Source organism: Xylophilus sp. GW821-FHT01B05, from assembly GCA_038961845.1.
Lineage (GTDB): Bacteria > Pseudomonadota > Gammaproteobacteria > Burkholderiales > Burkholderiaceae_C > Xylophilus.
In genome coordinates this window covers 3636954-3660652 of the sequence record CP152408.1, presented here as the reverse complement: position 1 = coordinate 3660652, position 23699 = coordinate 3636954, and the positions used below count along the sequence as shown (strand labels likewise).

25 protein-coding genes are annotated in these 23699 nt (G+C 67.0%); 14 read left to right on the top strand and 11 right to left on the bottom strand.

Translation table 11 applies throughout. The annotated features are described in order from the left end of the window. Window positions 1-16 precede the first annotated feature (16 nt). Window positions 17-961, bottom strand: coding sequence for a LysR substrate-binding domain-containing protein (locus AAFF27_17040; GenBank protein XAH21721.1), 945 nt, complete (start codon window positions 959-961; stop codon window positions 17-19). A 125-nt stretch (window positions 962-1086) separates the two neighbouring features. Between AAFF27_17040 and AAFF27_17035 the strand changes: the two genes are divergently transcribed. From AAFF27_17035 to AAFF27_17025, 3 genes are all read left to right on the top strand, one after another. Further along, the gene (locus tag AAFF27_17035; GenBank protein ID XAH21720.1) at window positions 1087-1716 is read left to right on the top strand and encodes an NAD(P)H-dependent oxidoreductase; all 630 of its coding nucleotides are present in this window, start codon (window positions 1087-1089) and stop codon (window positions 1714-1716) included. A gap of 201 nt (window positions 1717-1917) precedes the next feature. Next, window positions 1918-3000 (top strand): BMP family ABC transporter substrate-binding protein, encoded by a 1083-nt coding sequence (locus tag AAFF27_17030; GenBank protein ID XAH21719.1) that lies wholly within the window; start codon window positions 1918-1920, stop codon window positions 2998-3000. A gap of 55 nt (window positions 3001-3055) precedes the next feature. After that, window positions 3056-3751: an alpha/beta hydrolase gene (locus tag AAFF27_17025; protein XAH21718.1), complete on the top strand. Its 696-nt coding sequence runs from the start codon at window positions 3056-3058 to the stop codon at window positions 3749-3751. On the opposite strand, the gene AAFF27_17020 is transcribed toward AAFF27_17025, so the two are convergent. Next, a complete protein-coding gene (locus tag AAFF27_17020) occupies window positions 3748-4632 on the bottom strand; it encodes a LysR family transcriptional regulator (protein ID XAH21717.1) in 885 nt (294 codons plus the stop codon). The genes AAFF27_17025 and AAFF27_17020 overlap by 4 nt on opposite strands. 96 nt (window positions 4633-4728) lie before the next feature. On the opposite strand from AAFF27_17020, the gene AAFF27_17015 reads away from it, so the two are divergent. Both AAFF27_17015 and AAFF27_17010 read left to right on the top strand, forming a co-directional pair. Further along, window positions 4729-5154: a DoxX family protein gene (locus AAFF27_17015; GenBank protein ID XAH21716.1), complete on the top strand. Its 426-nt coding sequence runs from the start codon at window positions 4729-4731 to the stop codon at window positions 5152-5154. A gap of 23 nt (window positions 5155-5177) precedes the next feature. Next, window positions 5178-5990: a class III extradiol ring-cleavage dioxygenase gene (locus AAFF27_17010; protein ID XAH21715.1), complete on the top strand. Its 813-nt coding sequence runs from the start codon at window positions 5178-5180 to the stop codon at window positions 5988-5990. A 2-nt stretch (window positions 5991-5992) separates the two neighbouring features. Here the strand turns inward: AAFF27_17010 and AAFF27_17005 are convergent, their stop codons facing one another. Together AAFF27_17005 and AAFF27_17000 are read right to left on the bottom strand one after the other, a co-directional pair. Beyond that, the gene (locus AAFF27_17005; protein XAH21714.1) at window positions 5993-6661 is read right to left on the bottom strand and encodes a LysR substrate-binding domain-containing protein; all 669 of its coding nucleotides are present in this window, start codon (window positions 6659-6661) and stop codon (window positions 5993-5995) included. A gap of 38 nt (window positions 6662-6699) precedes the next feature. After that, window positions 6700-6873, bottom strand: coding sequence for a LysR family transcriptional regulator (locus tag AAFF27_17000; GenBank protein XAH21713.1), 174 nt, complete (start codon window positions 6871-6873; stop codon window positions 6700-6702). Between the two features lie 101 nt (window positions 6874-6974). On the opposite strand from AAFF27_17000, the gene AAFF27_16995 reads away from it, so the two are divergent. Beyond that, complete coding sequence (locus AAFF27_16995; protein XAH21712.1) at window positions 6975-7580, top strand: short chain dehydrogenase; 606 nt, start codon at window positions 6975-6977, stop codon at window positions 7578-7580. 280 nt (window positions 7581-7860) lie between these two features. Here the strand turns inward: AAFF27_16995 and AAFF27_16990 are convergent, their stop codons facing one another. Further along, a complete protein-coding gene (locus AAFF27_16990; protein XAH21711.1) occupies window positions 7861-8811 on the bottom strand; it encodes an IS5 family transposase in 951 nt (316 codons plus the stop codon). A gap of 178 nt (window positions 8812-8989) precedes the next feature. Here AAFF27_16990 and AAFF27_16985 point away from each other — a divergent pair, with 178 nt between their 5' ends. Next, window positions 8990-9952 (top strand): IS1595 family transposase, encoded by a 963-nt coding sequence (locus tag AAFF27_16985; protein XAH21710.1) that lies wholly within the window; start codon window positions 8990-8992, stop codon window positions 9950-9952. Window positions 9953-10117: 165 nt separating this feature from the next. Then, the gene (locus AAFF27_16980; protein XAH21709.1) at window positions 10118-10777 is read left to right on the top strand and encodes a hypothetical protein; all 660 of its coding nucleotides are present in this window, start codon (window positions 10118-10120) and stop codon (window positions 10775-10777) included. A 147-nt stretch (window positions 10778-10924) separates the two neighbouring features. On the opposite strand, the gene AAFF27_16975 is transcribed toward AAFF27_16980, so the two are convergent. After that, a complete protein-coding gene (locus AAFF27_16975; GenBank protein ID XAH21708.1) occupies window positions 10925-11896 on the bottom strand; it encodes a tetratricopeptide repeat protein in 972 nt (323 codons plus the stop codon). Between the two features lie 53 nt (window positions 11897-11949). After that, on the bottom strand, window positions 11950-13302 hold the full coding sequence (gene shiA, locus AAFF27_16970; protein XAH21707.1) for a shikimate transporter: 1353 nt from the start codon (window positions 13300-13302) through the stop codon (window positions 11950-11952). Window positions 13303-13416: 114 nt separating this feature from the next. Here shiA and guaD point away from each other — a divergent pair, with 114 nt between their 5' ends. The 4 genes from guaD to AAFF27_16950 all read left to right on the top strand — a co-directional run bounded on the left by guaD (window position 13417) and on the right by AAFF27_16950 (window position 16879). Further along, window positions 13417-14700: a guanine deaminase gene (gene guaD / locus AAFF27_16965; GenBank protein ID XAH21706.1), complete on the top strand. Its 1284-nt coding sequence runs from the start codon at window positions 13417-13419 to the stop codon at window positions 14698-14700. 135 nt (window positions 14701-14835) lie between these two features. Continuing rightward, window positions 14836-15402 (top strand): dCTP deaminase, encoded by a 567-nt coding sequence (gene dcd, locus AAFF27_16960; GenBank protein XAH21705.1) that lies wholly within the window; start codon window positions 14836-14838, stop codon window positions 15400-15402. Window positions 15403-15508: 106 nt separating this feature from the next. Beyond that, entirely contained in the window at window positions 15509-15781 is a 273-nt protein-coding gene (locus AAFF27_16955) for a hypothetical protein (GenBank protein ID XAH21704.1), read from the top strand. 90 nt (window positions 15782-15871) lie between these two features. Then, window positions 15872-16879: an aldo/keto reductase gene (locus AAFF27_16950; GenBank protein XAH21703.1), complete on the top strand. Its 1008-nt coding sequence runs from the start codon at window positions 15872-15874 to the stop codon at window positions 16877-16879. Here the strand turns inward: AAFF27_16950 and pcp are convergent. Then, on the bottom strand, window positions 16876-17493 hold the full coding sequence (gene pcp / locus AAFF27_16945; GenBank protein ID XAH21702.1) for a pyroglutamyl-peptidase I: 618 nt from the start codon (window positions 17491-17493) through the stop codon (window positions 16876-16878). The two genes, AAFF27_16950 and pcp, sit on opposite strands and share 4 nt — an antisense overlap. A gap of 125 nt (window positions 17494-17618) precedes the next feature. Here pcp and AAFF27_16940 point away from each other — a divergent pair, with 125 nt between their 5' ends. Together AAFF27_16940 and AAFF27_16935 are read left to right on the top strand one after the other, a co-directional pair. Next, window positions 17619-18515: a neutral zinc metallopeptidase gene (locus AAFF27_16940; GenBank protein XAH21701.1), complete on the top strand. Its 897-nt coding sequence runs from the start codon at window positions 17619-17621 to the stop codon at window positions 18513-18515. Window positions 18516-18644: 129 nt separating this feature from the next. Continuing rightward, window positions 18645-20144, top strand: a complete 1500-nt coding sequence (locus AAFF27_16935; protein ID XAH21700.1) for a DEAD/DEAH box helicase — start codon at window positions 18645-18647, stop codon at window positions 20142-20144. A 42-nt stretch (window positions 20145-20186) separates the two neighbouring features. Here the strand turns inward: AAFF27_16935 and AAFF27_16930 are convergent, their stop codons facing one another. The 3 genes from AAFF27_16930 to AAFF27_16920 are packed head-to-tail and all read right to left on the bottom strand — an operon-like array spanning window position 20187 to window position 23652. Further along, window positions 20187-21827, bottom strand: coding sequence for a rhodanese-like domain-containing protein (locus AAFF27_16930; GenBank protein XAH21699.1), 1641 nt, complete (start codon window positions 21825-21827; stop codon window positions 20187-20189). Beyond that, on the bottom strand, window positions 21824-22447 hold the full coding sequence (locus AAFF27_16925) for a cysteine dioxygenase (GenBank protein ID XAH21698.1): 624 nt from the start codon (window positions 22445-22447) through the stop codon (window positions 21824-21826). Before AAFF27_16925 ends, AAFF27_16930 begins: the two co-directional genes overlap by 4 nt. Next, window positions 22444-23652: an acyl-CoA dehydrogenase family protein gene (locus AAFF27_16920; protein ID XAH21697.1), complete on the bottom strand. Its 1209-nt coding sequence runs from the start codon at window positions 23650-23652 to the stop codon at window positions 22444-22446. The genes AAFF27_16925 and AAFF27_16920 overlap by 4 nt, the downstream gene beginning before the upstream one ends. Window positions 23653-23699: the final 47 nt, after the last annotated feature.

The following is a 23699-nucleotide window of genomic DNA, read 5'->3' as shown; positions in this document are numbered from 1 at the left end:
CCTAGGCTGTAAGCTATTAATTTTGTAGCGTTTCGCTGTTGCCCGCCGATGGCTCGCAGTCGGCGTACTGGCGCGCGGTGCCCTCGACCAGCGCATCTATCAGCAGGCGCACGGCGGGCACCAGGCCGCGGCGCGAGGGGAAGGCCACGTGCGCAATGCCCTGCGGCAGCGAGTAGCCGGGCAGCACCTGCTCCAGCAAGCCGTTGGCGAGTTCTTCCTGCACCAGGTAGTCGGGCAGGTAGGCAATGCCGACGCCCTCCAGCGCAGCTTGCTTCAGCGTCGTGAAATCGTCCACCGTCAGCCGGGGTTCGTAGCTGTGGGAGACGGTGCTGCCATCGGCCGCAACAAAGGTCCAGGCATGCCGCCCAGAGGCCCAGGCCATGCCCATGCTGGGCAGCGCGTCCAGGTCCGGCAGTTGCTGCGGCCGGCCGTGCTGGTCCAGCAGCGCCGGGCTGGCCACCATGACGATGCTGCCGTGCGCCAGCACCCGTACCACCAAGCCTGAATCCTCCAGCGGCGGGTTGCGCACCCGCAGGGCCAGGTCAAAGCCTTCCTCGATCACGTCCACGCGCCGGTTGGTGGCCTCTACATGCACCCGTACCTGCGGGTGGTCGCGCAGGTAGCGCGAGATGATGGCGCCCACGCCGCTCTGCAGCATGGGCGTTGGGCAGGACAGGCGCACCAGCCCGCTTGGCTCGCTGCGCGTGCGCTCCACCGTGTCCTGCGCCGCCTGCGCCTCGGCCGCCAGCGCCGCGCAGTGCTGGTAGAAGCGCTGGCCCACCTCGGTCACGGCAATGCGCCGGGTGCTGCGCTGCAGCAGCCGCACGCCCAGGCGCTCTTCCAGCTCGGCCACGCGCCGGCTCACGCGCGAGGTCTGCACCCCCAGCGCCCGCGCCGCCGCACTGAAGCCGCCGTGCTCCACCACCTTGGCGAAGAAGTACATGTCGTTGAGGTCTTGCATGGCTCTATCTTTGCACCAGTAGGAAGATGTATTGCGGTTTTGGAGATTCTCAGGGTGATTGTTGCGAAATACCATTCTTCCACCCTCTGGCCATATGGGCCAGCCACCTCTGAAAGACCTTTGCCATGAAATTGCTGCACCTCGATTCCAGCCTGCTGGGCGACGCCTCTGTCTCGCGCCAGATCACCGCCGCCGTCACCGCCGCACTGGCCGGCACGGCCAGTGGCGCCATCGTCACCTACCGCGACCTGGTTGCCGACCCCATCCCCCACCTGGGCAGCGAGCTGGTGCAGGCCCTGCGCCCTGCACCCGGCGCCCCCGCACCCGACAGCGCCGCCGTGCGCGCTGAGCTTGCGCTGACCGAAGAGCTGCTGGCGGAATTCCTGTCGGCCGACACCGTGGTGGTCGGCGCGCCCATGTACAACTTCGCCATCCCGACCCAGCTCAAGGCCTGGATCGACCGCGTGGCCCAGGCCGGCCGCACCTTCCGCTACACCGCCACCGGCCCCGAAGGCCTGGCCGGCGGCAAGCGCGTGGTCATCGTGTCCTCGCGCGGCGGCAAGTACGCAGGCGCCCCCTTCGAAGTGGCGCTGGACCACCAGGAGGCCTACCTGCGCGCTGCGTTCGGCTTCTTCGGCATCACCGACGTGACCGTGATCCGCGCCGAAGGCGTGGCCATGGGGCCTGAGGCGCGCGAGCAGGCGATTGCCGCCGCGCTGGCGGATGGCGGGCGGCTGGCAGAAGCTGTCGCCTGAAGAGGGGGCTTGCGCGGGGCGTAAACGCCCTTCAGCAGAGCCCGCCTAAAATCCCGGTCCCCGCACGTGTCTCGGCGTGCGGGGATTTTTTTCATCGCCGGGCCGTCCCAAGATGAAAAGCGCCCCCTTGGGGGGCAACGCCCACACGCAGTGAGTAGCGTGGGGGCGTTTTTAGTTTCCGAGGCCATGTAGAGGAACACCATGTACAAAAACCTCGCAGCCGCGCTCGCGGCCGCCTGTTTTTTCTCGCCCGCTTTTTCGCAAACGTCTTCGGCGCCGCTCAAGGCCGCCTTTGTCTATGTCACGCCCGTCACCGATGCTGGCTGGGTGCGCCAGCACGAGGCCGGCCGGCAGGCGGTGCAAAGCGCACTGGGCGCCCGTGTGCAGACCCGCTATGTCGAGGACGTGCCCGAAGGCGCCGACGCCGAGCGCGTGATACGCGACCTGGCGCAGCAGGGCAACCGCATCATCTTCACGCCCAGCTTTGGCTACATGGAGCCCACGCTCAAGGTCGCCAAGGATTTTCCGGATGTGAAGTTCGAGTCCATCACCGGCTACAAGACCGCCGCCAACGTGGCCGTAGCCAATGCGCGCTACTACGAGGGCCGCTACCTGGCCGGCGTGGCCGCAGGCCGCATGACCCGGACGCACATCGCGGGCTATGTCGCGGGCTTCCCCATTCCTGAAGTGCTGCAGGGCATCAACGCCTTCACGCTGGGCATGCGCTCGGTCGATCCCAAGGCGCAGGTCAAGGTGCTGTGGCTCGACACCTGGTTTGATCCACCCAAGGAGCGCGACGCGGCCATGGCCCTGTTCAACCAGGACGCCGACGTGATCGCCTTCCACACCGGCTCCACCGCCATCATGGCCGCCGCGCAAGAGCGCGGCCGCATGGCCGTGGCCTACCACTCCGACATGCGCAAGATCGCGCCTGATGCGCAGATCGTCGCCGTCACCCACCAGTGGGGCGGCTACTACACCGAGCGCGTGCGTGCCGTGCTGGATGGCAGCTGGAAGCCGCAGTCGGTCTGGGGCGGCGTGAAGGAGGGCATGGTCCGCGTCGGCGACTTCGGCCCCAAGGTGCCCAAGGCGGTGCAGCAAGAGGTGCTGGCACGCCAGCGCGACATAGCCGCCGGCAAGCTGCAGCCCTTCCGCGCCGTGGCCGGCGATGTGCGCGACAACGAAGGCCACACCATGATCGCCCGGGGCGCGCAACTGAGCGACGAGCAGATCCTGAAGATGAACTGGCTGGTCGAGGGCGTGCAAGGGCGGGTGGCGCGTTGAGTGCCGGGGATACCATGCGCAAGACGAGTAATCCTTAAGAAAGCGTAGTTGAGTCATGAGTGACAAACCCACAATCGTTCTGGTGCATGGCTTCTGGGGCGGCGCGGCGCACTGGGGCAAGGTGATCGTCGAGCTGGCGCGCCTGGGCCATACCAGGCTGCGTGCGGTCGAGCTACCGCTGACCTCGCTGGCCGACGACGCCGAGCGCACGCGCAAGATGGTGGCGCAGCAATCCGGCCCGGTGCTGTTGGTGGGCCACTCTTATGGCGGCGCGGTGATCAGCGAAGCCGGCAACCTGCCCAACGTGGCGGGCCTGGTCTATATCGCCGCCTTCGCACCCGATGCCGGCGAAAGCGCCGGCAGCATCAGCCAAGCCCATCCGCCAGCGGCGATTGCCAACCTCGCGCCTGACAGCGACGGCTACCTTTGGGCCCGGTACGACAAGTTCCACGAGAGCTTCTGCCATGACCTGAGCGCGGACGAGGCCCTGGTGATGGCGGTGGCGCAGAAGGCGCCGCTGGCCAGCACGTTTGGTGACCAGGTGACTGCGCCGGCCTGGAAGACAAAGCCCAGCTGGTACCAGATCTCCAGCGAGGACCGCATGATCCACCCGGACAACCAGAAGCAGATGGCTGCGCGCATCAATCCGCGCAAGACCATCACGCTGGCGGCGAGCCATGCATCGCTGGCATCCAGGCCGGTCGAGGTGGCGGCACTCATCGACGAAGCCGCAGCCAAGCTCGGGGCCTAGCCTTTCAGCCCGGCGGCCTCGGTGAGGAAGTCGATGAAGGTCCGGACCTTGGACGACAGGTACTTGCGGCTGGGGTAGACGCAAAGCAGCGGAACGCTGAAGTCGCCGGCCCCTGGCAGGACGTGCACCAGACGCCCGGCCTGCAGATCTTCAGACGTGAGCCAGGTGGGCAGCATCGCAAGCCCCATGCCGTGCAGGGCAGACAGGTGAAGAAGCGATTCATTGCCGCTCCGCAGCACGGATGACAACTTCATCCCCTCGGTCCCTGGAAGATGCAGCTCGCCAAGCGTGGGCGAGTGGTACCACAGCAAGGAGTGATGCGACAGATCGCTCAACTGCGAGGGCGTGCCCGCCCTGCTCAGATATGAAGGCGCGGCCACGTACTGGAACAAGACGGTCGTGAGCGGGCGCGCGATCAGGTTGTCGCCCGGCGACTGGGAGACGCGCAGGGCCAGGTCGAAGCCTTCCTCCACCAGGTTGACCAGCCGCCCCGTCAAATCAAGGTCCAGGCGCACGTCCGGATACTGCTGGCGAAAATCCGCCAGCACGGCAACAAACCGGGGGCTTGCCGCCCAGACCGGGGCGCTCACCCGCAGTGTTCCCTTGGGGAGGACGGTGGACTTGGTCATCGCCCCTTCGACTTCCTCCAGCGCGTCGAGCATCTGCCGCACCTGGTTGAAGTACAGCTGGCCCGGTTCGGTCAGGCTCACGCTGCGGCTGGTGCGGTTCAAAAGCCGGGCCCCCAGGCGCTCCTCCAGGTGCATGACGTGCTTGCTCGCCATGGCGGGCGAGACCTTCATGCGCTCTGCCGCCGCAACAAAGCTCTTGAGTTCCGCCACGGCGCGGAAGACCTGCATGCTGACTAAGGTGTTGATGGCCATCGTTCACTGCAAAGAGATGATGGATCAACATTCTAGGTAATGATGAGTTCGTAGGAGATGAATACAGTCAATGCTCATTCTTTCAATGGAGCCTTCATGACTGCCACCGTCCATAGCCCTTCCACCCATCCGCCCAAGGTTTTGCGGGCCAGCCTATGGGGCGCGCAGTTTGTGCTGGCGGGCCTTTTCTTGTTTTCTGCCTTCATGAAGCTGGCAACGCCCTTCCCTGAGCTGGCCAGGATGATGCCGTGGACGGGCGAGCTCCCGCAGACCTTTGTGCGCTTCATTGGCCTGGTCGACCTGGCCGGCGGCCTGGGCATCCTGCTGCCTTCGCTGACCCGCGTGCTGCCGCGCCTGACCGTGCTGGCCGCGCTTGGCTGCACGGTGCTTCAGGTGTTTGCCATCGTCTTCCACGTATCGCGCGGCGAGGCGCCCATGATCGTGCTGAACATCCCGATGCTGGCGCTTGCACTTTTCGTACTGTGGGGGCGTGCCCGCAAGGCCCCCGTCCTGCCCCGCTGATGGGTGTTTTGGGAGCAATGAACATGCAACGCATGCCCACCTTCTTCGTGTCCCATGGCGGCGGCCCGTGGCCCTGGATGAAAGACCCATTCGGCGCGATGTTCGGCAAGCTCGAAACATCGCTGCAAGAGATGGCGCAAAGCCTTGCGCAGCGGCCCAAGGCCATTCTGGTGATCTCCGGGCACTGGGATGGGCCCGTGTTCACGCTGTCTTCGCACCCGAACCCGCCCATGTACTACGACTACTCGGGCTTCCCGGCGCACACCTATCAGGTCAAGTACCCGGCCCCGGGCTCGCCCGCATTGGCAGGGCGCATTCAAGAACTGCTGGCAGCAGGCGGCATTGCCGCAAGGCTGGACCCCGAGCGGGGTTTTGACCATGGCACCTTCACCGTCACGGCGGTGGCTTTCCCCGAGGCCGAGATCCCGGTCGTGCAGCTGTCACTGCAGCAAGACCTTGATCCTGCGGCGCATATCGCGCTGGGCCGAATGCTCGCGCCATTGCGTGACGAGGGCGTTCTGATCATTGGCAGTGGCCTCAGCTTTCACAACTTCAGCAAGTTCAACGCCCAAGGGGCGATCCCGTCCAGGCAATTCGACGACTGGCTGCAGAAGACATTGACCGCCAGCAGCCCCGCAGAGCGCGAAGAAGGCCTCAAGCGCTGGGCTGAAGCACCTGCGGCGCAAATTGCACATCCGCATCCGGACCACCTTTTGCCCTTGATGGTCGCGGTCGGTGCCGCCAGCGACGATGCCGGCACATGCGTCTATCACGACAACACCATGTTTGGCAGCATCACGGTGTCGAGCTTTCGCTTTGGTGGCGCGGCAGGCTGAGATCAGCCCAGCCTTTCCACCACCAGATCGACAAAGGCCCGCAGCTTGGCGCTGGGCCGTGCCTCGGGCAATCGCATGATGTGCACCTGGCGCGTCGGCAGTTCCCAGTCGGGCAGCAACTGCAGCACCTGGCCCGCAGCCAGGGCGGGGCCGAGCAAGGCATCGGCCTGCACGATCACCCCCATGCCGGCCATGGCCGCCGCCAGCAGCGCCTGGCCGTTGTTGGTGCTGAAGGGGCCGCGCACCGGCACGTGCACGGTCTTGCCCTCGCGCGTGAAGCGCCATGAGTGGTTCGGGCCCCAGGTGGCAAAGCCCAGCAGCGGAAAGGCTTGCAGCTCCGACGGGTGCTGGGGCTGGCCGTGGCGTTGGACCCAGGCCGGGCTTGCCACGGCGAACATGCGCGCCAATGCGAGCGGTCGCGCGATCAGCCGCTCGTCCACCGCCGCGCCCGATCGGATGCCGCAGTCAAAGCCTTCCTCGGCCAGGTCCACCACGCGGTCGTTGAGGTTCAGGTCCACCTTCACCTGCGGGTAGGCGGCTATGTATTCGGCGATCACCGGCGTGAGCCGGTGCGCGCCATAGGCCACCGGTGCCGTCACACGCAGCACGCCCTGCGGCACGGCGCGCAGCGACTCGGCCACGCCGTCGGCCGTGTGCACGCTGGCCAGCACGTCGCGGCAGCGCTCCAGGTAGGCGGCGCCGATCTCGGTCAGCGCATGCGCCGCGTGGTGCGCTCCAGCAGGCGCGCGCCCCGCTGTTCTTCCAGCGCGCGAATGTGCTTGCCCACCATCACGGCCGACAGGTCCAGCGCCTCGGCGGCGGCGGCAAAGCTGCCCGCATCGACCGTGGCGACAAAGACTTCCATGGCGCGCAGCTTGTCCATATTGATAACCCATGGTTTCGAGTTGCCGAACCGGAGGGCAATTTATCAAACAATTCATTCGCAAAACAATGGCCTTCCTGATTCATTTGCTGAGGTTTTCCATGAAGGTTCTTGTAGTGGGCGCAACAGGCGCCGTGGGCAGCGCAGTGGCGCAGGCGCTGGCCGAGCGCGGCCACGAGGTGCTGCGCGCGGGCCGCACGCGCGGCGATTTCCAGGTCGACATCACCAGCGACGCGAGCGTCGAGGCGCTGTATGCGGCGGTCGGGCGCGTCGACGCCATCGTGTCGGCGGCTGGCGGCTTGTTCTTCGGGCCGCTGGCCGACATGCGGCCGGCCGATTTCAACCTTGGCCTGCAAGACAAGCTGCTGGGCCAGGTGCGGCTCGCGTTGCTGGGCCAGCATGTGCTGGCCGATGGCGGCTCGATCACGCTGACTACGGGCATCGTGGCCGAGGAGCCGATCCGCCAGGGCGCCAATGCCACGGCCGTCAATTCGGCGGTCGAAGGCTTTGTGCGTGCCGCGGCCATCGAGCTGCCGCGCGGCATCCGCATCAACGCGGTGAGCCCGACGGTGCTGACGGAATCGCTGCCGAGCTACGGGCCGTTCTTCCCCGGCTTCGAGCCGGTGTCGGCGGCACGTGCGGCGCAGGCCTATGTGCGCAGCGTCGAGGGGCCGCAAACCGGGCGCGTGTACCGCGTGTGGCAATGAGCGGGCACCAGCAGGCCGACGTGGCGGAGTACCAGATCGTCGATGTCGACATCAAGGTCGCGCAGGCTGCACTGGACACGCTGAAAGGCGCGTAGCGTAGGCGCTTAGGGATGTCCTGCAAAACACGATTTGCAATGTGACATCCCCTACGCGTGATCTCAATCGTGGATTCCAGGGGCGCATGCCCCTCTCAGAAGGGTCTGCCGCCTGCTTTCCGGTGCATCCAGGGCCTTTTTGACCCTCCCCCGCACCACACAGGCGCACCGATCCCCTCAATCCTTCACCCCATCAGCCGGTAGCGCGCCATCCACAGGTTGGACAGGGCGAACAGCGTGTGCAACTGCTGCGTGTTTTTCTTCAGCCCCCGGTAGCGCACCTTGGTGTAGGCGAACTGGCGCTTGATGACCCGGAACGGGTGTTCCACCTTGGCGCGGATGCCGGCCTTGAGCTTTTCGAGCTGGTGGACCAGTACATCGGATACCTTGTCTTTGCTCAGCTTCTTGCGCTTGCCTGGCTTCATGGCGATGTGCCAGGTGACGCTGTCCTTGGCATCCGGGCGCTTGCCGATCCCCTGGTAGCCAGCGTCCCCGAAGGCGTCTGTTTCCTGTCCGTGCAGCAGGCTGTTGCCTTCGGTGACGTCGCCCACGTGGCCGGAGCTGCCGCGCACGGTGTGGACCAGGCCAGAGTCTGCATCTACCCCGATGTGGGCCTTCATACCGAAGTGCCACTGATTTCCCTTCTTGCTCGAGTGCATCTCGGGGTCGCGTGCTTTGTCTTTGTTCTTGGTGGAGCTGGGGGCTGGGATCAGCGTGGCGTCGACGGCCGTGCCTTCCTTGAGCAACAGGCCTTTGCTCTCCAGCAGGGTGTTGACGGTGATCAGGATCTGTTCGGCCAGCTTGTGGCGCTCCAGCCGGTGGCGAAAGCGCAGGATGGTGCTTTCATCGGGCAGGCGACCATGGGCGTCCAGGCCCGCGAACTCTCGGTACAGGGGGATATCGAAGAGGGCCTCTTCCATCGCCTGGTCCGACAGGCTGAACCATTGCTGGATGAAGTGCAGCCGCAGCATGGTCTCCAAGGCAAAGGGCGGGCGGCCTGTGCGTCCTTCGCTGTAGTACGGGGCGATGAGATCGACCAAGGACGCCCACGGCACCACCTGGTCCATCTCCTGCAGGAACACCTGCTTGCGGGTCTTCTTCGTGCTCAGGTTCAGGTCCAGGCCGGCTTGCTTCATGGGCGCCGAGCATGCCTGAACAAACGGGCGCATCCAGATGCGCGGGGGAGTTTTGCAGGATGTCCTTAGTGGGTAATTTTGGTAAAAAGTCCTGATTAGGTACCTGCCTCAGACTGACTTGAATTCTGGCTGGGATGTTTGATACTGGATTTATGTCCAGTTATCTGCGAGGCATCCCATGTCCATGAACCTCATCCAGTTCCAGCCCGGCCTGTCGCTGCTGCAGTTCCACGAGCGCTATGGCAACGAGGAGCAGTGCGAGAGCGCTCTCTTTGCCTCCCGCTGGCCCCAGGGCTGGCGTTGCGCGCACTGCGGATGTTCACGCTCGTTTCAAACGCGCAATGGCCATGGGCGCCAGCTGTGGGAGTGCCTGATCTGTGGCTACCAGTCCTCCAGCATCGTCGGCACGGTGTTTGAGCACACCAAGCTGCCTCTGCGGGTGTGGTTTCTGGCGATGTATCTGATGACCCAGCACAAGAACTCCATCAGCGCGCTGGCCTTGGGGCGCCAACTGGGCGTGAGTTACAAGACGGCCTGGCTGGTCAAGCACAAGCTCATGCAGACCATGCTGTTGCGCGAGGCGCCGCGGCGTCTGGATGAGCGGGTGGAGATTGATGACGCCTATCTGGGCGGCGAGCGTGCCGGCCATATCCACGGCGGGCGCGGGGCCTGGCGCAAGTCAGCCTTTGTGGCAGCGGTGCAGACCGATACCGAAGGCCATCCGAGGTTTATGCGCCTGAGTCCCGTTGCAGCCTTCACGAACGAGGCGCTCAAGGTCTGGGCCACAGAGAGCCTGGCTCCCACGGCCCACGTGGTCTCCGATGGCTTGCGCAGCTTTGCGCAGGTGCGCCAGATCGGCGCTACCCACGAGCGCTACGTGACCGGTGGCGGACGGGAGGCGGCTAAGAAGCCCGAACTGCGCTGGGTCAACACGATGCTAGGCAATCTGAAGACCGCGCTGGCGGGTACCTACCACTCGTTTGATCATGCCAAGTATGCGGCGCGCTATCTGGCGGAGTTTGCGTATCGATTCAACCGCCGCTTTGATCTCTCCTCCATGCCTGCTCGCTTGCTGCGCGCCGCTGTTACTACCAAGCCCCAGCCTCTGCTCATCCTCCGCATGTCTGAGGCAGGTACCTAATCAGGTAAAAAGTGCCTCTAGCCCAGGTGTGGCTTGGGCTTATAGCTATCTATTTGATAGTTGGCCTGCACCCGTAACCATGTCGGCGGGCCGCCGGGTGCAAACGTTGTGGATGCTCGCAGCCCACGGGCTGCGAGCACACAACATCCCCGGAGGAGAACCCCCTTGATGACGCATTTCATGACGCGCACCGGCACGGGCGCGCGCAGCGCGTGGCCCACGGCCGCGCTTTTGCTGGCCGCCGCCCTGGCCTGGGCCGCAGGGCCGCAGGCCAGCCATGCCAAGGACAGCAGCACCGTCTACGGCAAGACCTTGCTGCGCAGCTACGACCTGCCGCTGGAAACCCTGGCCAGGTTCGAGCGCTTCAATGCCAAGCCCCGCAACCGCACCGGCGTGCTGGTGGATACTGAAGACTGGACCGGCGAGCCCCTGAGCCTGACCGGCAGCGGCAACCCCTACACCCTGGTGCTGAAGGTGTCCGGCACCGCGCAAGACGCGGGCGACGTGGACAGCCGCTGGCAGCCCGGCTGGTCGCAAGAGGGCATGACCCGCGGCAACCCCATGCCGGCGCTGGGCAAGAAGGCCGCTCAGGCCGGCGAGCGGATCGAGCTGGAAGGCGCCAGCGGCCCCATCAGCGTCAAGCAAGACCGCAGCATGGCGCCCGCGCTGGGCTTTGCCGGCAGCAGCAACCTGCGGATCGACCGGGTGCAGGTAGAGGTCTGGTCGGGCGTGGGCAAGTCTTCGCTGCTGATGAAGTTCATCGCCTGGTCGTCTGCGCTGACTGGCCTGGTGTTTTTGGGACTGGTGTGGTGGGCTAGAAAGTAACACCCCCAGGCTACGCGCTTCGCGTCTTCGCCTTCCCCCTCAAGGGGGCACATCCAGCGGCCCGGCGAAGCCGGTTCCGCGGATGTCTTGGTATGGCCTGCTCCGCGGCCTCTGGTTGGGGGAGGGCGGCGCTGGTGTCGGGGCCGCTCAGCTTCCAAACGGCTGGCCGGGTTGCCAGGCGTCGGCCAGTTCCCTGGCTTTCACGATCTCTACCGGCGACATGGTTTTCTGCAGCGTTTGCAGGATGCCAAAGGCCCAGAACGGCGTCTTGCGGTCTGGCACCAGGGAGTCGTTGCTGCCGGCGCTGCGCGTGAACTCGCGGTGGGCCAGGTCCAGCAGCATGGCGGCGCGCACCGGGTCTTTGGCGGCGCCGGGCACGCCGACGGCATGCAGGGCGCCCAGGCACAGCAGCCCGGCGCCGTCGCCCTGGCGCGCGGCCTTGCCGTACCAGTCGGCGGCCTGCTCGTAGTTCTGCGGCTCGCCCAGGCCTTTTTCATACACATAGCCCAGGTTGACCATGGCCAGCGCCGAGCCTTCGTTGGCGGCCTTGCGCAGCCATTCCATCTCCAGGCCATGGTCCTTGGGCAGGCCCGCGCCGCTGCGGTGCAGGCTGGCCAGCAGCACCATGGCGCGGGTATTGCCCTGGTCGGCAAAGTTGCGGATGGTGTCCAGCGCCTGCGGTGAGCGGCTCTGGCGCACCTGGGTTTCGGCCTGCGCCAGTTGTGTGTCGGCGGCGGCCTGCTGGTTCAAGTTGTCGATCTGCGCGGTGCGGGCCCGGGCTTCGGCCTGGGCCGCCAATGCCTGGGCGCTGGGCGGGCGCGTGGTCCACCATTTCCAGCCCGCGCCGCCGGCCAGCGCCAGGGCCAGCAGCACCACGAGCCAGCGGCCCCGGCCCGGTGCCTCGGGCCGTGCCGCTTGTGCTGGGCGCGGCGAAGGGCGCCGCGTGCCGGCGTTCGCCAGCACCTTGTCGTAGGCGACCTGGCAGCGCGGGCACTGCCAGGCAGGGGCAGAGTCGCTCGCCTGGCGCGCGTAGCTGCACTTGGGGCAGACCCGGCCTTGTGTCGTTGTGGCTGCTGCGGGTGCGTCTTGCACCAGCGTCCAGTTTGTGTCGTCCGCCATTCCATTGCCCTTCAGGTTGCGCGCATTGTCGTGCGTGCCTGTGGCACATCGCCTCATGTCGCCTGGATATGCGCGCTCTTCATGCGTGCGGCCACGATGCCCGAGACCAGGCAGCCCACGGCCAGATAGGCCGCCACCAAGTGCCACGAGCCGCCGGTCAGCCCTGAGAGGGCCGCAGCGATGAAGGGCGTGAAGCCGCCACCCACCGCACTGGCCACCTGGTAGCCCACGCCGGCGCCGCTGTAGCGGTATTCGGTGCCGAACATCTCGGTGAACATGGGCTGCTGCACGCTGACCGCCATGTCATGGGCAAGGTTCACCAGCAGCACCGCGAAGATCACTGTGCCCACCACCGAGCCCGCCTCCAGCGCCATGAAGAAGGGCACGGCCGCCAGCAGGCCGACCACGCAGCCGGTGATGTAGATGCGGCGGCGGCCATAGCTGTCGGCCAGCCAGGCGAACAGCGGGATCGTCACGATGCCCAGCGCGCCCACCAGGAAGCCTATGCCCAGGATGAACTCGCGCGGCATGCCTAGTTGCGTGGTCGAGTAGCTCAGCGCGAAGGTGGTCACGATGTACATGGTGAACAGCTCCACCAGCCGCAGCGCGATGATCAGCGCAAAGGCCTTGGGGTGGCGGCGCACGGCCTCGAAGAAGGGCAGGCTGCGCTGCTTGGCTACGCTCTTGCGGGCCTTCACCTTCTCCAGAAATTCGGGCGTTTCCTCGACGCTGGAGCGCACCCAGACGCCAATGCCCACCAGCACCACGCTGAACAGGAAGGGCAGGCGCCAGCCCCATTCCTTGAAGCCCTCGCTGCCGGCGAAATGGTTCACCAGCCAGACCGCGCCGGTGGCCAGGATCAGGCCTACCGAGTAGCCGATCTGCACGCCGCTGCTGTAGAGCGCCTTCTTCTTGGGCGGTGCGCTTTCCACCGCCATCAAGGCTGCGCCGCCCCATTCGCCGCCCACGGCAAAGCCCTGGATAGCACGCAGTGCCACCAGCATCGCCGGCGCCCACCAGCCGGCCGAGGCAAAGGTAGGCAGCAGGCCAATCAGCGTGGTGGCCAGGCCCATGATGACCACCGTCAGCGCCAGCATCTGCTTGCGGCCCAGGCGGTCGCCGAAATGGCCAAACACGATGCCGCCCAGCGGCCGGAACAAAAAGCCCACGCCAAAAGTGGCAAAGGCCGCCAGCGTGCCCATGGTCGGGCTGACTTTGGGAAAGAACTCGGTATTGAAGACCAGCGCCGCGGTGATGCCGTAGAGCAAGAAGTCATACCAGTCGACCACCGCGCCGGCAAAGCTGCTGAGCGCGGCCTTGCGAGCGCGGCGCTCTGCCGCCGGGTCGAAGACGGCGTTGGCGTGGGGCCCCGCTGGGCGCGGGGTCGGGGGCTGGGCGGTGCTCATCAGGTCTCCAGTGCGTATTCGTGTGTGTGCGATTGTCGCCATGCCCGGCGCCAGATAGCCGCTATTGCCGCGCCCGTATCCGGCCCCGGCGCGGTCCGCGTAAGCTCGCCCCCCATGCAAAAAGCCTACCGCGCCGCCATCCTCCGCTTTGCCCCCGACCGTTCCGCCCAGTACGAGGAAGACGGCCTGCTGGTCACCGGCCCCGACGCCAATGGCAAGCAGGTGGTGCAGGCCGCAGGCCCCTACAACGCACTGGCCGCGCAGTACCCCGGCCTGGCGGTCGAGCGGCTGCCCGGCCGCATCCTTGCGCCCGGTTTTGTCGACATGCACATCCACTACCCGCAGACCGACATCATTGGCGCGCCGGCCGAAGGCCTGCTGCCCTGGCTGGAGACCTACACCTTCCCGCACGAGTCGCGCTTCACCGACCCGGCCTACGCCGCCGAGGTCGCCACCTTCTTCGCCGACGAGCTGCTGCGCAACGGCGTCACCACCGCGCTGACCTTTGCCACCTCGCACCCGCAGTCGGTCGATGCCTTGTTTGCCGAGGCCCAGCGCCGCCAGATGCGCCTCATCACCGGCAAGGTGCTGCAAGACCGCCATTCGCCCGACGGCGTGCGCGACCAGACCGAGCAAAGCCTGCAGGACACCGAAGCCTTGATCCGCAAATGGCATGGCGTGGACCGCCTGGGCTATGCCATCACGCCGCGCTTCGCTCCCACCAGCACAGAGGCCCAATTGCGCGGCGCGGGCGACTTGGCCGCGCAATACCCCAGCACCTGGATCCAGTCGCACGTGGCCGAGAACCTGGCTGAGATCGCCTGGGCACGCGAGCTGTTCCCCCAGTCGCGCAGCTACCTGGCGGTGTATGACGACTTCGGCCTGATGCGCGAGCGCGCGGTGTACGCCCACTGCATCCATTTCGACGACGCAGACCGCGCCCTGATGCATGAGCGCAGCACCGTCGCCGCCGTCAGCCCGACCAGCAACCTGTTCCTGGGCAGCGGCTTCTTCGACTACGCCGGCGCCGACCGCGCCGGCTTTGGCTACGGCCTGGCCAGCGACGTGGGCGGCGGCACCAGCTTCAGCCCGTTTCGCACCATGCTGGCGGCCTACTACGTGGGCCGCGAAGGCCAGGCCAAGCAGGGCCTGAGCCTGTCGCCGCAGCAACTGTGGTGGCAGCACACGGCCGGCGCCGCCGCAGCGCTGGGGCTGGGCGGCGTGGTCGGCAACCTGCAGCCCGGCTGTGAGGCCGACTTCGTCGTGCTCGACCCGGCCGCCACGCCGCTGCTGGCGCGGCGCACCGCCCAGGCGCAAAGCCTGGACGAGCTGCTGTTCGCCATGATCGTGCTGGGCGACGACCGCCTCATCGCCCGCACCGTCATCGCCGGGGCGTGACGGGCGCCTTGCCCAAAAAATATAAGCCAAATAGGCCTTTAGCCCAGGTGCAGCCTGGGCTTTTAGCTATTTATTTGGGAGCTTGGATTGGTGCGACAATCGCCCCCCATCTTTGCAAGCCGGAAAAGCGCCAACATGAGCATCAAAAGCGACAAGTGGATCCGCCGCATGGCCGAGCAGACCGGCATGATCGAGCCCTTCGAGCCTGGCCAGATCCGCCAGCAGGACGGCAAGAAGATCATCAGCTACGGCACCAGCAGCTACGGCTACGACATCCGCTGCGCACCTGAATTCAAGGTCTTCACCAACATCCACAGCACCGTGGTCGACCCCAAGAACTTCGACGAAAAGAGCTTCGTCGACTTCCACGGCGACCACTGCATCATCCCGCCCAACAGCTTTGCGCTGGCGCGCACCGTCGAGTACTTCCGCATCCCGCGCAACGTGCTCACCATCTGCCTGGGCAAGAGCACCTACGCGCGCTGCGGCATCATCGTCAACGTCACGCCGTTCGAGCCCGAGTGGGAAGGCTATGTGACGCTGGAGTTCAGCAACACCACGCCGCTGCCGGCCAAGATCTATGCGGGCGAGGGCTGCGCGCAGGTGCTGTTCTTCGAGAGCGACGAGGTCTGCGAAACCAGCTACAAGGACCGCGGCGGCAAGTACCAGGGCCAGCACGGCGTGACACTGCCACGCGCCTGACCACCGGTCGCCTGGCCGCTTGTCCTACAACTGGATACGCGATTTACGACGGCCACGCGTGCGCTTACAAATCTAGGATGGCGAGCATGCAACGCAGAGGCCCGCCATGTCCTTCAAGAACCTGCTCCAACTGATCGATGCGCCGCTTGCCATCGTGGTGGGCAGTGTCTGCACCGTGTTGCTCGCGATCCAGCTCGGCGCCTCCGGCCTTGTGATGGCGCAGGACGTGGCACCGCGCCGCAGCACCATAGACGCGCAGGCCCGCACCGATTGCGCGGCGCTGCTGCGCTGCACGGTCAGCACCCGCATCGGCGCGCTTGAAGCCTGCGTGCGCGAGAAAGTCGCCAGCCTGGACGGCGGCGCCGTGTCGACGCACTGACGCTCAGCGCGTTATCGCAACACGGACTAGGATCGGCGACGCATTCGCCCGTCCTACCGGCCCTGGCGCCGGGTCTTTTCAGGAATCCGTATGAGCCTTCCCACCACCCGCCTGGGCCGCACCGGCCTTGTCGTGTCCCGCCTTGCCCTGGGCACCATGACCTTCGGCCTGCAGACCGAAGAAGCAGTCGCGCAGCAGATCTTGGACAAGGCCGCCGCCGGCGGCATCAACTTCCTGGACACCGCCGACGTCTACCCGCTGGGCGGCGCGCTGGACACCGTCGGGCGCACCGAAGAAATCCTTGGCCGCTGGCTGCGCGCCGCACCCGGTCGGCGTGGCCAGTTCGTGCTGGCGACCAAGGCGGTTGGCCGCGTCGGCCCGCAGAACTGGAACCAGGGCGCCTCGCGCAAGCACCTGCTGGACGCCATCGACGCCTCGCTGCGCCGCCTGCAGACCGACTACGTGGACCTGTACCAACTGCACATGGACGACCCGGCCACGCCGTTGGACGAGACGCTGGAGGCACTCGACACCATCGTGCGCTCGGGCCGCGCGCGCTATGTCGGCGTGTCCAACTTCCTGGCCTACCGGCTGGCCCTGGCGCTGGGCCGGGCCGAGTTGCTGCGGGTGGCGAGCTTTGTCTCCGTCCAGCCGCGCTACAGCCTCTTGTTTCGCGAGATCGAGCGCGAGCTGCTGCCCCTGGTGGCCGAAACCGGCCTGGGCGTGATCCCCTACAACCCGCTGGCCGGCGGCCTGCTGACCGGTAAGCACCGCGCCGGCAGCGCGCCCACCGAGGGCACGCGCTTCACGCTGGGCACCGCAGCCGACCGCTACCAGGAGCGCTACTGGAACGAGCGCTCTTTCGCCACGGTGGAGCAGTTGTCGCAACTGGCGGCAGAAGCCGGCGTGCCGCTGTCCACACTGGCCGTGGCCTGGGTGATGGCCAACCCGCTGATCACCGCGCCGCTGCTGGGCGCCAGCCGGCCCGAGCAGCTCGACCAGACATTGGCTGCGGCCAGCTACAAGATCGAACCCGCGCTGAAGGCAAAGCTCGACGTGCTCACGCACGAGTACCGCTTCGGCGACGCGGCTCGTTAGGCCAGCGCCGCGCCAATCGCCAGCTCCGCACCGCGCAGCATCTCCGCCAGCGGCAGCGCTGGCGTGCCTTGCTCCGGTAGCCAGGGCAGGTGGATGAAGCCCGCCGGCACGCGGGCCGGCTGTGCCGCCAGCGCATGCAGCAGCGCATAGAACACGTGGTTGCAGACAAAGCTGCCGGCGCTGCTCGACAGCTCGGCCGGCAGGCCGGCGGCGCACAGCGCCGCATGCATGGCCTTCACTGGCACGGTGGCGAAGTAGGCAGCCGGGCCGCCCGGCAGCACTGGCCGGTCCCGGGGCTGCGCGCCGGCGTTGTCGGGGATGCCGGCGTCGTCCAAGTTGATCGCCACCCGCTCGAAAGACATCGCCGCGCGGCCACCGGCCTGGCCCAGGCACAGCACCAGCGCCGGCCGGTGTTGCTCCACCAGCGCCAGCAACTGCTTGGCCGCAGTGCCAAAAACCGTGGGCAGCACCGCGCCCACCACGCGCCGGCCCGCCACACGGCGGCCATCGAGCGCCTGCGCGATCTGCAGGCTGGGGTTGTGCAGCGCGCCGCCAAAAGGCTCGAAGCCGGTGACCAGCACAGGGGCGCGCGGATGGGTAGAGGAGGGCGGCATGGTGGTGTGGTGAGCACTGTAGATCAGTCAGGGATTTGCTACCGTTGGCAACCCGCTCCCGGGCCCCGCGCCCTCGGGGCTACCATCGCGCATCACCGGCCGCAGGCGCCGGGAAGGAGAAGACCATGCGCTGGGAAGGCAACGAACAATCTGACAACGTGGAAGACCGCCGCGACCAGGGCGGTGGTGGCGGCTTTGGCGGTGGCGGCGGTTTCCCCATCGGCGGGCGCAGTGTCGGCGTGGGCACCGTGGTGGTGGCGCTGCTGGCGGGCTGGGTCTTTGGCATCAATCCGTTGACGGTGCTGGGGCTGCTGAGCGGCGGCTCGCCGGCACCGCAGGTGCAGCAACAGCAGGGCCCGGCGCATGCGCCGCCCAAGAACGACCAGCAGGCGGCTTTTGTCTCGACCGTGCTGCGCAACACCGAAGTGGTCTGGGGCCAGCTGTTCCAGGCGCAGGGCGCCACCTACCACCCGCCGCGGCTGGTGCTGTTCCGCGGTGCCACGCCCACGGCCTGCGGCACCGGCCAGGCGGCCATGGGGCCTTTCTATTGCCCGGGCGACAAGAAGGTCTACATCGACCTGGCCTTCTACGACACGCTCAAGAACCAGCTCGGCGCACCGGGCGTGTTTGCGCAGGCCTACGTGATCGCGCATGAAGTTGGCCACCACGTGCAGGACGAGCTGGGCATCACCGCCAAGGTCGATGGCATGCGCCAGCGCCTGAGCCAGACCCAGAACAACGCCATGAGCGTGCGCGTAGAGCTGCAGGCCGACTGCTTTGCCGGCGTCTGGGCCTACCACTCGCAAGAGTCCAAGCACTGGCTGGAGCCGGGCGACATCGAGGCCGCCATGAACGCCGCGCAGAAGATCGGCGACGACACCCTGCAGCGCTCGGCCGGCCGCGCTGTGGTCCCGGACAGCTTCACCCACGGCTCCAGCGCCCAGCGCCAGCGCTGGTTTGGCGCCGGTTACCAGGGCGGTGACATGCGTGTCTGCGACACCTTCAATGCCAAGAATTTATAAGAAAAGTGCCTGAAACGCAGTCTGCACGCCGGCTTGTAGCTATAAAAATAGAAGCGTTTCTCCCGCGCAACACCTACAGGTGCTGTGGTTGCTGCCATTTTTTGCGGCAATGCGACAATAGCGGGCTACATGACGACCTCTTTTTCGAACCTCGCGCTGGCTGAACCACTTGCCCGCGCCGTAGCAGAGATGGGCTACGAAAGCATGACGCCAATTCAGGCGCAGGCAATTCCAGTGGTGCTTGAAGGGCGCGACGTGATGGGCGCCGCCCAGACCGGCACAGGCAAGACGGCGGCGTTTTCGCTGCCCTTGCTGCAGCGCCTGCTCAAGCACGAGAACGCTTCCGCCTCGCCCGCGCGCCACCCGGTGCGGGCGCTGGTGCTGCTGCCCACGCGCGAGCTGGCCGACCAGGTCGCGCAACAGGTCAAGCTCTACGCCAAGCACACCAACCTGCGCAGCGCAGTGGTGTTCGGTGGCATGGACATGAAGCCGCAGACCGCTGAGTTGAAGCGCGGCGTCGAAGTGCTGGTGGCCACGCCCGGCCGCCTGCTGGACCACATCGAAGCCAAGAACGCGGTGCTCAACCAGGTCGAGTACGTGGTGCTCGACGAGGCCGACCGCATGCTGGACATCGGCTTCCTGCCGGACCTGCAGCGCATCCTGTCCTACCTGCCCAAGACCCGCACCACGCTGCTGTTCTCGGCCACCTTCTCGCCCGAGATCAAGCGCCTGGCCAGCAGCTACCTGCAAGACCCGGTGACCATCGAGGTGGCGCGCTCCAATGCCACTGCCTCTACCGTCGAGCAGCATTTCTTCAGCGTCAGCGACGACGACAAGCGCCGCGCGCTGCACCAGATCCTGCGCCAGCGCGGCATCAAGCAGGCCTTCGTCTTCGTCAACAGCAAGCTCGGTTGCGCCCGCCTGGCGCGCGCACTGGAGCGTGAAGGCCTGAAGACCACCGCCCTGCATGGCGACAAGAGCCAGGACGAGCGCCTGAAGGCACTCGACGCGTTCAAGAAGGGTGAAGTCGATCTGCTGGTGTGCACCGACGTCGCCGCGCGCGGCCTGGACATCAAGGACGTGCCGGCGGTGTTCAACTTCGACATCCCCTTCAACGCCGAAGACTATGTGCACCGCATCGGCCGCACCGGCCGTGCCGGCGCCTCTGGTCTGGCCGTGACCTTTGTCGGCAGCGGCCCGAACGACGCGCGCCTGGCCGCCGACATCGAGAAGCTGATCAAGACCAAGTTCGAGATCGAGCCGGTCGAGTTCGACGACGATCGCCCACGCGGCCGCATCAACGACGGGCGCCGCCTGTACCGTGGCGAAGGCGAAGCCGCTGAAGCCCAAGGCGGCAGCCGCCGTGAAGTGCCACCGCGCGAGTCGCGTGAACCACGTGAGCAGCGGCCTTCCGTGGGCGAGCCGCGTGCCGTGCGTGAGCAGCGCTACATCCGCGCGCCGTCGGCCCCGCGCGATCCGTTCTTCGAGCAGCCTTACGAATCCAACGTGCGTGAAGAAGCGCCGGTCTGGGAGGCCGCCGCCAAGTCCGCCGGCCCGCGCGTCTCGGCCAACATCAAGCCCAAGCGCAAGCTTGCCGCCCTGTTCAAGGCGGCGCAGCCGGTCAGCTGAAGACATTCCTGGCCGCTTGCGGCCAGGAAGTGCGTCAGATCGTCAGATCACGCTGAAGTGGTGCGTGCCGTCCCGGCCCAACTGCTCCACCAGCCCAAACTCCCAATCCAGATAGCCCTGCATCGCCTCGCGCGGTGCGTCCGTGCCCTCATACGGGCGCCGGTAGCGGTCGGTGCGCGGCGTGGCCAGCCGGGTCTCGCCGGCCTCGGTCGGCAGGCCCGCTGCGGCCCAGGCCGCATTGCCGCCGGCCAGCACCTGCACCGTGGCAGTGTGTGCGCCACGCGCATCCAGCGCGGCACGCAGGTCGGCCGCCGCATAGCGCGCCAGCAGACTGCTGCCGCAGGTCAGCACATAGCGCTGCGCCGTTGGAATTTGCTCAAGTGCTTGCGCAAGTTGGGCGCGGATCGCCCACCACGCGCCCGGGATGTGGCGCTTGACGTAATTCACCCCGGTCGTGACATCGATCACGGCCACGGTGTGCCGGTTGGCGGCCAACTCGGCGGGTGAAATTTCCGCAACCGGTGCTGATGGTGGGTAAGCCGCAGCGGGTGATCCGCGCTCGCTGAAGGCTGCCGCATCGACCGGTGCCAGCACCTGCACGTCCCAACCCATTTGCGCCAGCCACGAGGCCGTCATCGGCGCACGTACCTGATCGTCATCGGCCAGCACGATGCGGGCGCCGCGCACCGGCACGTGGTGGTCGGTTTCTTGTACCAACTGCCCGCCGGGCGTGCTGGCAAAGCCGGGCAGGTGGCCGGCCGCATATTCCTCGGGCGTGCGCACGTCGAATTGATACAGCGTGCGGGCCGGGTCTTGGAGTGAGGCCAGAGCATTGAGCGTGGTCCAGCGCACACCGGCGCGCTCGGCCACACGGCGTGCGTCGGCCTGCGCCTGGTGGCGATTGGGTTCTGCGACCACTGCTGGCGCCAGGCGGTCGGCGCCATGGTCCAGTACCTGGCCTGCGAGCTTCCAGCCGATGGTGCCGTTGCGCAGCGCGGCCACCGGGTTGGGGATGCCGGCGTTCACCAGCGACTGCGTGCCGATGATGCTGCGCGTGCGGCCGGCGCAGTTGACGATCACCTGCGTGGCCGGGTCAGGCGCGAGTTCACGCACGCGAAGCACCAGCTCGGCGCCGGGCACGCTGGTGGCGCTCGGGATGCTCATGGTCTGGTACTCGTCCACGCGGCGTGCATCCAGCACCACCACATTCGCCTTGGCGTCCACCAGCGCCTTTACCTCTTGCGCCGAGAGCGAAGGCGTGTGCCGCTCGTGCTCGACCAGTTCGCCAAAGGATTTGCTGGGCACGTTGACGTCGCGAAACAGCTCGCCGCCCGCAGCGCGCCAGCCGTCCAGCCCGCCTTCGAGCAGGTGCACGCGGGTATAGCCCAGCGCGGCCAGCGTTTGTGCTGCGCGCGGCGCCAGGTCTTCGCCCGCATGCTCGCCAAAGAGCACGATCAAGGTGTCGCGCCGCGGTATGCGCCGCCAGGCTTCCAACTCGATGCGCGACAGCGGCAGGTTGGCCGCCCACAGCGGGTGGGCCTGCGCGTACGGGTCTTCTTCGCGCACGTCGAGCAGCGCGGTTTCTTCGCGTGCCAGCAGACGCGCACGCACCGTGGCGTAGGGCAGGGTGGGGAAGGGCGCGCGGGTGGCTGCGGGCCTTTCGGCGGTAAGCGTATCGGTCATGGTGCGTTGCGGAGTTCGGCGGAGCGGTCCCAGAGATTGGGCAGCAGGGTGTTGGTATAGCCAGAGACAAAGGGCTTGCGCCCGCCTTCGGCCGGATAGGTGTGGCGGCGCACGGCGCCGATGTTGGCGCCGTAGACATGGATGCTGATCGACACCTGGTCGTCGTGCGCGTTGTGCACCCGGTGCACGTCGCCCACGGTGGGGGATACGGCCTCGACATCGCCGGGCGCCAACTGCACCGGCGCGCCATGGGGCAGCAGGCGCTCATCCTGCAGCACATAGCCCTGGCCGACCTCGGCGCCGCGCAGCATGCCGATCAGCCCCCACACGGTGTGGTCGTGTACCGGCGTGGCCTGGCCTGGGCCCCAGACAAAGCTCACCACCGAGAAGCGCTCGGTCGAGTCGGCATGCAGCAAAAACTGCTGGTAGCGCGTTGGGTCCGGCTCGGCAAAGGCGGCGGGTAGCCAGTCATCGCGCGCAACCAGCCGGCGCAGCAGCGCCGCGCCTTCGCGCAGGATGCGGGCCTCGTCGGGTGCGCCGTCCAGCAACTGGCCAAAGGAGACGACGAATTCGCGCAGCGGTGTGATGGATGCGGGCGGTGTTGCGGTGGCGGTCGTCATGCGTTGTTCTCCTGGAGGGCGCGCCGGCCGGCCGCCACCAGGATCGCATCGTTCTGCGGGGTATGGATGCGGCTGCACAGCACGTCGCGGTAGTGGCGCTCCAGCGGATTGTGGCGCGTCAGGCCGTGGTTGCCGCTTAGCTGCAATGCCAGCTCCACCACGCGGATGGCATTGCCGGTGACGGTGTACTTGAGCAGGCCACTGTCGGTGGCGCTCGGCACCTGGCCTTGGTCCACGGCGGCTGTGGCATGGTCGAGCAGGATGCGGTTGGTGCGCAGCAGTGCTTCGATCTCGCCGGTGTTTTCTTGCACCCTTGGCAGGCTGGCCAGCGGCGCGCCCAGGCTGCCGGGCGCGCGCCGGGCCAAAAAATCTACCAGCCAGTCGCGCGCAGCACGCGCCACCGCGTCATAGAGGCTGCCCAGCAGCACCACCATCCAGGCCTGCTGCGTGGCGTGGGCGTCGATGTCGGTCTGGCTGCCGGCGTCGGCGGCCCAGTCGGCGGGCGCGCGCAGGTCTACGGCGTGCTCCAGCGGTATCTGCACATCCTCAAACACCACCTCGTGGCTGCCCGAGGCACGCAGGCCCAGGTGGTCCCAACTGGGGATGATGCGCACGCCCGGCGCATCGCTTGGCACCAGGAAGACCCCGGTGCGCGGCGCGGCCTCGTCCGTGCGGCCCCAGACCGACAGCCACGCCAGGCCCTCGATCCCGGTGGTGTAGAGCTTGTGGCCGCTGAGAATCCAGCCATCGGCCGTGCGCCGCGCAACCGTCGCGGGCAGGCCGCCGCGCGCGGGTGAGCCCAGTTGCGGCTCCACGCGCAGCGAGTTGATCAGGGCACCGGTGTCCACCGCATCGCGCAGCACGCGCTCGCGCAATGGTGCCGGCCAACGGCTGCCGGCGCGTGCCAGTCCGTGGTGCTGCAGGTAGGTCATGGTCAGGATCAGCGCAGTCGCGGGCTCGCCGCGCGCCACGGCCGCGATGACGCTGCGCGCAGTGCCCAGCGAGGCGCCACCGCCACCCAGCGCCTGTGGGGCGACCAGGCCGACCAGGCCATGCGCCTGCAAGGTTTCGAAGTTGGCGCGGGGGAAGGCGCCGCTGCGGTCATATTCAGCCGCCGTGGCCGCGAACTGCGCGGACAGGCGTGCCAGCAGCGCGGCATCGGGCGCCGGGCGGCGCAGGGGTAAGGGCAGGGGACGGGCACTCATGCCCGCAACGGTAGCGGCCACGGGAATACCGGCCAACGATGCTTCGC

What these genes read in the sequence shown, in the direction of transcription:
- AAFF27_17040 (XAH21721.1), bottom strand. Translation starts at nt 961, where the DNA reads ATGCAAGACCTCAACGACATGTACTTCTTCGCCAAGGTGGTGGAGCAC.
- AAFF27_17035 (XAH21720.1), top strand. Translation starts at nt 1,087, where the DNA reads ATGAAATTGCTGCACCTCGATTCCAGCCTGCTGGGCGACGCCTCTGTC.
- AAFF27_17030 (XAH21719.1), top strand. Translation starts at nt 1,918, where the DNA reads ATGTACAAAAACCTCGCAGCCGCGCTCGCGGCCGCCTGTTTTTTCTCG.
- AAFF27_17025 (XAH21718.1), top strand. Translation starts at nt 3,056, where the DNA reads ATGAGTGACAAACCCACAATCGTTCTGGTGCATGGCTTCTGGGGCGGC.
- AAFF27_17020 (XAH21717.1), bottom strand. Translation starts at nt 4,632, where the DNA reads ATGGCCATCAACACCTTAGTCAGCATGCAGGTCTTCCGCGCCGTGGCG.
- AAFF27_17015 (XAH21716.1), top strand. Translation starts at nt 4,729, where the DNA reads ATGACTGCCACCGTCCATAGCCCTTCCACCCATCCGCCCAAGGTTTTG.
- AAFF27_17010 (XAH21715.1), top strand. Translation starts at nt 5,178, where the DNA reads ATGCAACGCATGCCCACCTTCTTCGTGTCCCATGGCGGCGGCCCGTGG.
- AAFF27_17000 (XAH21713.1), bottom strand. Translation starts at nt 6,873, where the DNA reads ATGGACAAGCTGCGCGCCATGGAAGTCTTTGTCGCCACGGTCGATGCG.
- AAFF27_16995 (XAH21712.1), top strand. Translation starts at nt 6,975, where the DNA reads ATGAAGGTTCTTGTAGTGGGCGCAACAGGCGCCGTGGGCAGCGCAGTG.
- AAFF27_16990 (XAH21711.1), bottom strand. Translation starts at nt 8,811, where the DNA reads ATGAAGCAAGCCGGCCTGGACCTGAACCTGAGCACGAAGAAGACCCGC.
- AAFF27_16985 (XAH21710.1), top strand. Translation starts at nt 8,990, where the DNA reads ATGTCCATGAACCTCATCCAGTTCCAGCCCGGCCTGTCGCTGCTGCAG.
- AAFF27_16975 (XAH21708.1), bottom strand. Translation starts at nt 11,896, where the DNA reads ATGGCGGACGACACAAACTGGACGCTGGTGCAAGACGCACCCGCAGCA.
- shiA (XAH21707.1), bottom strand. Translation starts at nt 13,302, where the DNA reads ATGAGCACCGCCCAGCCCCCGACCCCGCGCCCAGCGGGGCCCCACGCC.
- guaD (XAH21706.1), top strand. Translation starts at nt 13,417, where the DNA reads ATGCAAAAAGCCTACCGCGCCGCCATCCTCCGCTTTGCCCCCGACCGT.
- dcd (XAH21705.1), top strand. Translation starts at nt 14,836, where the DNA reads ATGAGCATCAAAAGCGACAAGTGGATCCGCCGCATGGCCGAGCAGACC.
- AAFF27_16955 (XAH21704.1), top strand. Translation starts at nt 15,509, where the DNA reads ATGTCCTTCAAGAACCTGCTCCAACTGATCGATGCGCCGCTTGCCATC.
- AAFF27_16950 (XAH21703.1), top strand. Translation starts at nt 15,872, where the DNA reads ATGAGCCTTCCCACCACCCGCCTGGGCCGCACCGGCCTTGTCGTGTCC.
- pcp (XAH21702.1), bottom strand. Translation starts at nt 17,493, where the DNA reads ATGCCGCCCTCCTCTACCCATCCGCGCGCCCCTGTGCTGGTCACCGGC.
- AAFF27_16940 (XAH21701.1), top strand. Translation starts at nt 17,619, where the DNA reads ATGCGCTGGGAAGGCAACGAACAATCTGACAACGTGGAAGACCGCCGC.
- AAFF27_16935 (XAH21700.1), top strand. Translation starts at nt 18,645, where the DNA reads ATGACGACCTCTTTTTCGAACCTCGCGCTGGCTGAACCACTTGCCCGC.
- AAFF27_16930 (XAH21699.1), bottom strand. Translation starts at nt 21,827, where the DNA reads ATGACCGATACGCTTACCGCCGAAAGGCCCGCAGCCACCCGCGCGCCC.
- AAFF27_16925 (XAH21698.1), bottom strand. Translation starts at nt 22,447, where the DNA reads ATGACGACCGCCACCGCAACACCGCCCGCATCCATCACACCGCTGCGC.
- AAFF27_16920 (XAH21697.1), bottom strand. Translation starts at nt 23,652, where the DNA reads ATGAGTGCCCGTCCCCTGCCCTTACCCCTGCGCCGCCCGGCGCCCGAT.